Genomic DNA, 8,287 nt, shown 5'->3' on the forward strand with positions numbered 1-8,287 from the left:
ACTGCGGAGCTGCGGCCCAACTGGTGGACGGATTCCTGAAATGCGGAAGCTCAGTGCCGCAGATGCAGATTGTGTGGTGGATCGGAAGCGAGAGACTGCGCCAGGATATGACGGCTTCCTGACTGTCCGCTGCGAGCCTCATATTCCGCCGAGGCAATATGAAAAGTCTAGAAACCCCCGAGTGGACCACCGATCCGAGCACGGATTCACTGCGGCCTCGCGCCGCGATCACTCGATCGCGTCATCGGTAGGCTAGCCATGACCAAGTCAGAATCGTCCGCTGCTGAAAGCTCGCGCGCTCGATCGAGCGCGATGGAGCCGCTGACCGTGCGGATATCGACCGCCGTGCAACTCACGGGTATAAGTCGATCCCGCCTCTATGAATTGATCCAGTCGGGCGACCTCGAGACCGTAAAGGTCGGTCGCACCACGCTCATTCCATATAAGAGTCTGAAAACGCTTACCGGCGTCTAGCGCGAGGTCTGCTTGCCACGCCGGAAGGCGGGATGCAGTATCTTTGCGCCGTCCCGAAGCTGATCGAGATAGTCTGACCAGTGCTGCATCATGCGCACGCGTTCATCCCAATACTCACCGCGGGTGTAGGCACGCCTCACTGCATTGCCCTCGGCATGAGCAAGTTGACGCTCGATCGCATCGGGATTCCATTGCCCCATCTCGTTGAGCAAGGTGCTGGCCATTGCCCGAAAGCCATGCCCTGTCATCTCGTCCTTGGCATAGCCAAGGCGGCGCAGAGCAGCGTTGATCGTATTTTCAGACATCGGCCTCGTTCCCGAGCGCAGTGAAGGGAAGAGGTAGGGGCTGAACTCGACGTCGGTCTCAAGCGACTCGATGATCGCAATTGCCTGGCGCGACAAGGGGACAGAATGGATCTTCCGCATCTTCGTCTTGTGAGCCGGGATCGTCCACACGGCAGCATCGAAATCGAACTCGCTCCATTCCGCGAAACGCAACTCTCCGGGCCGCACGAAGACGTGGGGCAGGAGCCGGAGCGCGGTCCGGGTGAGGACATGGCCGTCGAATGTCTCGACCGCGCGAAGTAACGCGCCAACGGCATCTGGCTTGAGGACCGCCGCTCGGTGCGTGACCTTGTGGAGGACAAGCGCGCCACGCAAGTCTGCCGACACATCACGCTCAGCGCGCGATGTTGCAATCGCGTAGCGGAAAATCTGGCCGCAGGTGCCTCTTAGCCGCTGCGCCGTGTCATAGCGCCCCTTGGCTTCGATCTTCCGCAGCGCCAGCAGTAGTTCTGGCGCTGCGATATCCGCAATCGGTCGCTTCGCGAGCGACGGGCGAATCTGGTTGATCAGCCATCGGTTCTTCTTGAGCGTGACCTCGGATATGCCGTCCTTTGCGGCCTTCTCCAGCCATTCATCGGCAACAGCCCCGAAGGTACAAGCAGCAGCAATGCTAGCGGCGATCTTGTCGAGCCGGGCCTGCTGTGCGGGATCGGTTCCCTTGGCAAGAAGCCGCCGGGCTTCATCGCGACGCTCGCGTGCGTCGGCGAGGCTAACCTCGGGATATACACCAAAGGCGAGGGTCTTTTGCTTGCCGTCAAATCGGTAGGCCATCCGCCAGTAGCGATGGCCGGCGGGCGAAATGAGCAGGAACAGGCCGCCACCGTCGCTCAGTTTGTACGACTTCTCGGCGGGCTTGGCGTTCTTAACGGCTACAGCGGACAGGGCCATTTGTTGGTATCTCCTTCCGGAGGCCCCCAGGGATACCAACAAATATACCCACTTTTTGTTGGTATGCCCCCGGATCAAGCCGGACCGGCAGGGATTTTATACCACACAAAACCCTTGAAAAACAGCCATTTTCTGGACGAATCTGGACTGTGCTGGAAGGGTAGGTGGAGGCCCGAGCCGGAATCGAACCGGCGTGCAAGGATTTGCAGTCCTCTGCGTAACCACTCCGCCATCGGGCCTCGAAGCGGTGAGGGCGCGGGATAGGCGGGGGCGGGGCGGTCGTCAAGTCGGCTGCGCGAGGGGATGGCCGGGGGCGGTGTCGAGGCGCGTCAGTCCTCGCCCTCGCCGCGATATTTGAGCTCGAGGAAACGGCCCTGCGTGGCGAGGCGGTGGAGATCGCCGGAGGCGAGTTGCTCGGTCATGCGGGCAAGCTCGCTGTCCACGACCTCCAGCCCTTCGACAAGCTGGCGGTCGGGCGATTTGCCGTTGCGTTCGTCGCGCCGGAGCGACGGTGGGACCCGCTGATAGCCGGAGACGAGTTCGGGTAGCTCCTCGCCGAGCAGCTTGCGGATTTCGACCGCAGCGGGCTGGGCCGGATCGAGGGTGGCGAGCTGGGGGGCGAGCGCCTCCAGCCGCACGCCGATGCCGTCGGCAAGGCGCTGGGCGGGGGCGGGGAGCGCGGGGCGCTGGCGTTCCAGCCACTGCTCGGTCTGGAGCGGCAGCGCCTTGATATCGGCCTGGACCAGCTTTTCGGGCGTGGGCTCCGCGCCCGCCGGCCACATCAGGATGGCGAAGGCGAGGATCGCCATGACGATGAGGGTGAGAAACACGCCGCCTATGCCCAGCGGGGCCACGAAGGTGCCGAAGATGCCGGCGGCGAGCGCGGCCGCGAGGATCGCGGCGATGGCGAGCTTCACCCGGCGCCAGAAGGCGGTCCAGCGCCGCTGGCGCGCGCGCTGGCGCATCCGCCGCCCTTCCGGCGAGACACGGCGCAGCAGGGCTTCGGCCTGTTCGAGGACGCGGGTGGAATCCGCCATCAGCGATCGACCGGCGTGAAGGGATCGGCCGGGCCGCCGGCCGTGATCCGCGCCTGCGCCGCGCCTTCGGCACGGGCGATATAGCCGCGCGACTTTTCGACCTCGTCGGTCAGGGTGGTCACCGTCTGCTTCATCGACGACAGGGCTTCCAGCTTGAATTTATCGATGCTGTCCATCGTATCATAGATGTTCTGGAAAGCGCGCTTCAGCGTTTCGAGCGGGATGGTGGAGGAAGCCGCCTGCTTGTGGATCTCCCCGGTCTGGGTGCGCAGCAGCTCGCCCGTGGAATCGATCATGTTGGCGGTGGTGGTGTTGAGCGCGGTGATCTGCTGCAGCACCAGCTTCTGGTTGGTGAGCGCCTGGGCGACCGTGACGGCGGTGCGCAGCGCCGCCACCGTGGTGGTGGACGCGCGATCGACGCCCTTCACCAGCTCAACATTGTTCTTCTTGACGAGATCGAGCGCGAGATAGCCCTGCACCGTCACCGCCATCTGGGTGAGGAGATCGGTGGAGCGCTGGCGCACATAGAAGAGTGCGGTTTCGCGGATCGCCTTGGACTTGGCCGGATCGGTCGCCTCCAGCTCCATCGCCTTGGCTTCGAGCTGGGCGTCGAGCGCCTTGGAGACGTGGATCATCTGTTCCAGCCGGCCCATCGCCGCCCACAGATTCTGCCGTTCGACATCGATGGCGGCATTGTCCTTCAGCAGCTCGTCCTTGCCGCCGGCCAGCCTCGCCAGGATCGACGAGATGTGGCTCTGCGCCGACTTGTAGCCGTCGAAATAGTCGCGCATCTTGTTGCCGAACGGGAGGATGCCGAACAGCTTCTTGGGCGCGAGCAGGTTGCCCTGCCTGCCGGGATCGAGATCCTCGATGGTGCGGCGAAGCTCCGCCAGGTCGGTGCCGACGCCGGTATCCTTGTCCATCGCGCGCACGGGGCAATCGAGGAAGCGGTTGGACTGGCCGGCGGCCTCGGCGATCTCGCGCCGGCCCATGTTGGAGATCTGATCGACCTTCATACCGAATTCGGGGCTGTTCGCGTCGAGCGCGGCCAGCTCGTCCACGAACGCCTCGGCCTTGGCATCGAGCTGGGTGCGCTGCTCGTCGCGCAGGGGGACGAGCCCGGCGGCCTTTTCCGGCGCGACGATCTTCACCGGTTCCGGTGCCTTCAGCACCAGATCGGTTTCGGTTTCCGTCGCGTCCGTCGCCATGCAGGTCCTCCCAACCCTTTGAAGGCATCCAAGATGGAGGGGAAAGCCGCGCGGTTCAAGCGCCGGGGCGGGCGGCTGGGGCGTTCGTCGAACCGCTTGGACAATTTGTCAGATTTCGGGTATTTCAAAGCAGCCTATGAACGGGGGCCATGATGGCTGAAGGCGAAACGGCATTAATCCTGGCGCGCGCGCAGTTCGCGTTCACCGTTTCATTCCACTTCATCTTCCCGGCCTTTTCGATCGGCCTTGCGAGTTACCTCGCGGTGCTGGAGGGGCTGTGGCTGAAGACGGGCAAGGATCATTATCTCGACCTCTTCCGTTACTGGATGAAGATATTCGCCGTCGCCTTCGCGATGGGCGTGGTTTCCGGCATCGTCATGTCCTACCAGTTCGGCACCAACTGGTCGGTCTTTTCCGACAAGGCCGGGCCGGTGATCGGGCCGCTGATGGCCTATGAGGTGCTGACCGCCTTCTTCCTGGAGGCGGGGTTCCTGGGCGTGATGCTGTTCGGGATGAAGAAGGTGGGGCGCGGGCTGCACTTCACCGCGACCTGCGCGGTGGCGCTGGGCACCTTCATCTCCGCCTTCTGGATCCTTTCGGTCAACAGCTGGATGCAGACGCCGACCGGCCACACCCTGAACGATGTGGGGCAGTTCGTGCCGGCGGCGGGCTGGGCCGACATCATCTTCAACCCGAGCTTCCCCTATCGCCTGGTCCATACGGTGATCGCCGCCTATCTGACGACCGCGCTGGCCGTGGGCGGGGTGGGCGCGTGGCACCTGCTGCGCGGCGATCGCGGGCCGCAGGTGCGGACGATGTTCTCCATGGCGATGTGGATGGCGGCGCTGGTGGCGCCGATCCAGATCTTCGCCGGCGACCTGCACGGCCTCAACACGCTGGAGCATCAGCCGGTGAAGGTGATGGCGATGGAAGGCCATTATCAGAGCCACCCGGACGGCGCGCCGCTGATCCTGTTCGGCATACCGGACAGCAAGGCCGAGACCGTGCATGCCGCGATCGAGATTCCCAAGCTCTCCTCGCTGATCCTGAAGCATGATCTGGATGCGCCGCTGGCCGGCCTCGATACCGTGGCCAAGGCGGATCGGCCGCCGGTCGGGATCATATTCTGGTCGTTCCGCATCATGGTGGGCATCGGCTTCCTGATGCTGACGCTGGGCCTGTGGAGCCTGCTGGGGCGGGTGACGGGGCGGCTTTACGAATGGCGTTGGCTGCACCGCTTCGCGCTGGTGATGGGGCCATCGGGCTTCGTGGCGGTGATCGCCGGATGGGTGACGACCGAGGTGGGGCGCCAGCCCTGGGTGATACAGGGGCTGCTGCGCACGTCCGACGCGGTTTCGCCGCTCGCCTCGCCGGCGGTGGGCGCATCGCTGGTGGCGTTCGTGATCGTCTATTTCACCTGCTTCACGGTGGGCACGCTCTATATCCTGAAGCTGGCGGGCAAGGCACCGGGGCCGCGCGAGGGCGCGCCGGAACGCGCGCCCATTCGCAGCGCCGGGATAACGCCCGCGCAGGCCGTGCAGGAGGGCGAATGATGGACCTCACCGTCATCTGGGCGGCGATCATCGCCATCGCGGTTGCCGCTTATGTGCTGATGGACGGGTTCGACCTCGGCATCGGCATCCTGTTCCCGAAGTTCCGGGTGGGGCGCGAGCGCGATGCCGCGATGAACGCCATCGCGCCGGTGTGGGACGGCAATGAGACCTGGCTGGTGATGGGCGGCGGCGGCCTGCTGGCGGCCTTCCCGCTGGCTTATTCGATCGTGCTGCCGGCGCTCTATGCCCCATTGATCGCGATGCTGCTGGCGCTGGTGTTCCGGGGCGTGGCCTTCGAATTCCGCTGGCGCGACCCCAATCATCGCCGGTTCTGGGATTTCGCCTTCTTCGCGGGATCGCTGGTCGCGACCTTCGCGCAGGGCATCACGCTGGGCGCGCTGCTGCAGGGCATCGAGGTGCACGACCGCGCTTATTCCGGCGGGTGGTGGGACTGGCTGAGCGGATTCAGCCTGCTGACGGGGGTGAGCCTGGTGATCGGCTATGCCTTGCTGGGCGCGGGCTGGCTGATCTGGAAGACGGAAGGGCCGTTGCAGGCGGACGCCCGCCGCTTCGCCCGGCCGTTGGTGCCTGCGCTGGTGGTGGCGATCGCCGCTGTCAGCCTCTCCACCCCTTTCCTCGAGATGCAATATTGGCAGCGCTGGTTCGTATGGCCGGGGCTGATCGTGGCGGTGCCGATGCCGCTGCTGATCGCCTTCGTCGCCTTCATGCTGTGGCGGTCGATCGGCCGCGCCCCGGATTCGCACCCCTTCCTGTGGACGCTGGGGCTGTTCGCCCTTTCCATGGCGGGGCTGGCCATTTCGATCTGGCCGTGGGTGATACCGGGCCGGGTTTCGATCTGGGATGCCGCGGCACCGCATTCGAGCCAGGTGTTCATGCTGATCGGTGCCGGCGTGCTGATCCCGGTGATCCTGGCCTATACCGCCTGGGCCTATTGGGTGTTCCGCGGCAAGGTGGGCGATGACGGCTATCACGCGCATGGCGACCACTGAGCGCAAGCCGCCGCCCTGGCTGCGGCGGATCGGCTGGTTCGTCGCCATCTGGGCGATGAGCGTCCTCGCGATCGGCGCGGTGGCGTGGCTGCTGCGGACGGCAATCAAGGGATAAAGGCCGATCCGGCGGCGTTCCAACGCACGGGAAAATGCTCTACGCCCGTGTCCCATGAATGGGACGGGGGACGATCTCGATATCATGCTGGCGACGGCCGCGGACTGGCTGGCCGCCGGGCATCGCGTGGCCATCGCCACCGTCATCGAAACCTGGGGATCGGCGCCAAGGCGGCGCGGCAGCCATGCGATCATCCGCGACGACGGCCGCTTCGCCGGATCGGTGAGCGGCGGCTGCGTGGAGGGCGACGTGATCGTGGCCGCGCAGGAATTGCTGGCGACGGGCGGCGCGCGCCGGCTGGATTATGGCGTCGCGGACGAGACCGCCTGGGCGGTGGGGCTGGCCTGCGGTGGCCGCATTTCCGTGCTGGTGCAGACGATCGACGCGAAGCATTTTCCGCCGGAACTGATCGCCCGTATCCGCGATGCGCGGGCGCGGGGCGAGACGGTTGCGGTCGCGACCGGTCTCGACGACGGGCGCAGCGTGGAGGGAGAGGGACGGGAAGGCGACTTCGTGGCGCGCTACGCGCCGCCCCTGCGGCTGATGATCGTCGGCGCCGTGCATATCGCCCGCGCGCTGGTGCCGATGGCGCGGATGATCGGATATGCGCCGCTGCTGGTCGATCCGCGCGGCAGCTTCGCCGCATCCTTCGGGGTGGAGGGGATCGTTCCCGATGAACGCTGGCCGGACGAGGCCATGGCCGAATGGCGGCCGGATGCGGCGAGCGCGGTGGTGACGCTGACGCACGATCCCAAGATCGACGATCCCGCACTGGCGGCAGCGCTCGGATCGCCGGCCTTCTACATCGCGGCGCTGGGATCGCGGCGGACGCACGCTGCCCGGCTGGAGCGGCTGGCGGCGCAGGGGTTCGGCGAAGAAGCGCTGGCGCGGATCGCCGGGCCGGCGGGGCTGGACATCGGCGCGGCCGACCCGCCGGAAATCGCGCTTTCGATCCTGGCGCAGGCCACCGCCCGGCTGCGTGGCCGGGAATGAGGTTCGGCCCGGTTCCGACAGGCGAGGCGGTGGGCGCGCTGCTGGGCCATGGCCGCATGATCGGCGGCCGGCGCCTGCCCAAGGGCCGCAGCCTTACGCCCGACGATATTGCGCTGGCGGAGCGCGAAGGCCTTGCCGAGCTGGTGGTGGCGCAACTCGACCCCGGCGACGTGGGTGAGGACGAGGCGGCCATGGCGATTGCCGCCGCGCTGGCGGGGGCGGGTGTGGAGGCATCCGTTCCCCGCCACGGCCGGGTGGACCTGATCGCCCTGCATGATGGGCTGTTCCATTGCGACGGGGCGGCGATCGACGCGGTGAATCTGGTGACGGAGGCGATCGGCCTCGGCACGCTGCACCCCTGCCGGCCGGTGCGTGCGGGCGATGCCGTCGCGACGATGAAGATCATCCCCTATGCGATCGGCGGGCAGGCGCTGGCGGCGGCGATCGCGGCGGCGAGGCGCGCCGATATCGGGGTGCGGCCCTTCGCCCTGCCGCCGACCGCGCTGATCCAGACGCGGCTGCCGGGCCAGCCCGACAAGATGTTCGCCGGCACCGCCGTCGCGACCCGGCAGCGCCTTGCCCGGTTGGGGGCGGCGCTGGCGGCGGAGCATATCTGCAACCATGACGAGGCCGCGCTTGCCCGGCGGCTGGGGGAACAGGACGAG

Annotated in this window: 9 protein-coding genes and 1 tRNA gene; 6 read left to right on the top strand and 4 right to left on the bottom strand. The window is 66.4% G+C overall.

The genetic code is table 11. The features are described from left to right. Window positions 1–312 precede the first annotated feature (312 nt). The gene (locus BHE75_RS07175; RefSeq protein ID WP_368073071.1) at window positions 313–474 is read left to right on the top strand and encodes a helix-turn-helix domain-containing protein; all 162 of its coding nucleotides are present in this window, start codon (window positions 313–315) and stop codon (window positions 472–474) included. Here BHE75_RS07175 and BHE75_RS07180 read toward each other — a convergent pair. The 4 genes from BHE75_RS07180 to BHE75_RS07195 all read right to left on the bottom strand — a co-directional run bounded on the left by BHE75_RS07180 (window position 471) and on the right by BHE75_RS07195 (window position 3,951). Then, on the bottom strand, window positions 471–1,706 hold the full coding sequence (locus BHE75_RS07180) for a tyrosine-type recombinase/integrase (protein WP_070933435.1): 1,236 nt from the start codon (window positions 1,704–1,706) through the stop codon (window positions 471–473). The two genes, BHE75_RS07175 and BHE75_RS07180, sit on opposite strands and share 4 nt — an antisense overlap. Window positions 1,707–1,871: 165 nt before the next feature. Further along, a tRNA-Cys gene (locus BHE75_RS07185) sits at window positions 1,872–1,945 on the bottom strand. A 90-nt stretch (window positions 1,946–2,035) separates the two neighbouring features. Further along, window positions 2,036–2,743 (bottom strand): hypothetical protein, encoded by a 708-nt coding sequence (locus tag BHE75_RS07190; protein ID WP_070933437.1) that lies wholly within the window; start codon window positions 2,741–2,743, stop codon window positions 2,036–2,038. After that, on the bottom strand, window positions 2,743–3,951 hold the full coding sequence (locus BHE75_RS07195) for a toxic anion resistance protein (RefSeq protein WP_070933440.1): 1,209 nt from the start codon (window positions 3,949–3,951) through the stop codon (window positions 2,743–2,745). The genes BHE75_RS07190 and BHE75_RS07195 overlap by 1 nt, the downstream gene beginning before the upstream one ends. Before the next feature lie 149 nt (window positions 3,952–4,100). On the opposite strand from BHE75_RS07195, the gene BHE75_RS07200 reads away from it, so the two are divergent. The 5 genes from BHE75_RS07200 to BHE75_RS07215 form a co-directional block, all read left to right on the top strand. After that, complete coding sequence (locus tag BHE75_RS07200) at window positions 4,101–5,504, top strand: cytochrome ubiquinol oxidase subunit I (protein ID WP_070933442.1); 1,404 nt, start codon at window positions 4,101–4,103, stop codon at window positions 5,502–5,504. Beyond that, the gene (cydB, locus tag BHE75_RS07205) at window positions 5,501–6,514 is read left to right on the top strand and encodes a cytochrome d ubiquinol oxidase subunit II (RefSeq protein ID WP_070933444.1); all 1,014 of its coding nucleotides are present in this window, start codon (window positions 5,501–5,503) and stop codon (window positions 6,512–6,514) included. Before BHE75_RS07200 ends, cydB begins: the two co-directional genes overlap by 4 nt. Beyond that, window positions 6,501–6,629 (top strand): DUF2474 domain-containing protein, encoded by a 129-nt coding sequence (locus BHE75_RS23125; protein WP_084652994.1) that lies wholly within the window; start codon window positions 6,501–6,503, stop codon window positions 6,627–6,629. The genes cydB and BHE75_RS23125 overlap by 14 nt, the downstream gene beginning before the upstream one ends. A gap of 54 nt (window positions 6,630–6,683) precedes the next feature. Beyond that, window positions 6,684–7,622, top strand: a complete 939-nt coding sequence (locus tag BHE75_RS07210) for an XdhC family protein (RefSeq protein WP_070933446.1) — start codon at window positions 6,684–6,686, stop codon at window positions 7,620–7,622. Then, the coding region (locus BHE75_RS07215; protein WP_070933448.1) for a molybdopterin biosynthesis enzyme at window positions 7,619–8,287 on the top strand (669 nt) is incomplete at its 3' end. The genes BHE75_RS07210 and BHE75_RS07215, both read left to right, overlap by 4 nt.

Source organism: Edaphosphingomonas haloaromaticamans (assembly GCF_001853345.1).
In the GTDB taxonomy this organism is placed as follows: Bacteria; Pseudomonadota; Alphaproteobacteria; order Sphingomonadales; family Sphingomonadaceae; genus Sphingomonas_E; species Sphingomonas_E fennica.

Bases quoted from the DNA above. Each gene is read 5' to 3' on its own strand.
- BHE75_RS07175 (WP_368073071.1), top strand. From the start codon at position 313: ATGGAGCCGCTGACCGTGCGGATATCGACCGCCGTGCAACTCACGGGT.
- BHE75_RS07180 (WP_070933435.1), bottom strand. From the start codon at position 1,706: ATGGCCCTGTCCGCTGTAGCCGTTAAGAACGCCAAGCCCGCCGAGAAG.
- BHE75_RS07190 (WP_070933437.1), bottom strand. From the start codon at position 2,743: ATGGCGGATTCCACCCGCGTCCTCGAACAGGCCGAAGCCCTGCTGCGC.
- BHE75_RS07195 (WP_070933440.1), bottom strand. From the start codon at position 3,951: ATGGCGACGGACGCGACGGAAACCGAAACCGATCTGGTGCTGAAGGCA.
- BHE75_RS07200 (WP_070933442.1), top strand. From the start codon at position 4,101: ATGATGGCTGAAGGCGAAACGGCATTAATCCTGGCGCGCGCGCAGTTC.
- cydB (WP_070933444.1), top strand. From the start codon at position 5,501: ATGATGGACCTCACCGTCATCTGGGCGGCGATCATCGCCATCGCGGTT.
- BHE75_RS23125 (WP_084652994.1), top strand. From the start codon at position 6,501: ATGGCGACCACTGAGCGCAAGCCGCCGCCCTGGCTGCGGCGGATCGGC.
- BHE75_RS07210 (WP_070933446.1), top strand. From the start codon at position 6,684: ATGAATGGGACGGGGGACGATCTCGATATCATGCTGGCGACGGCCGCG.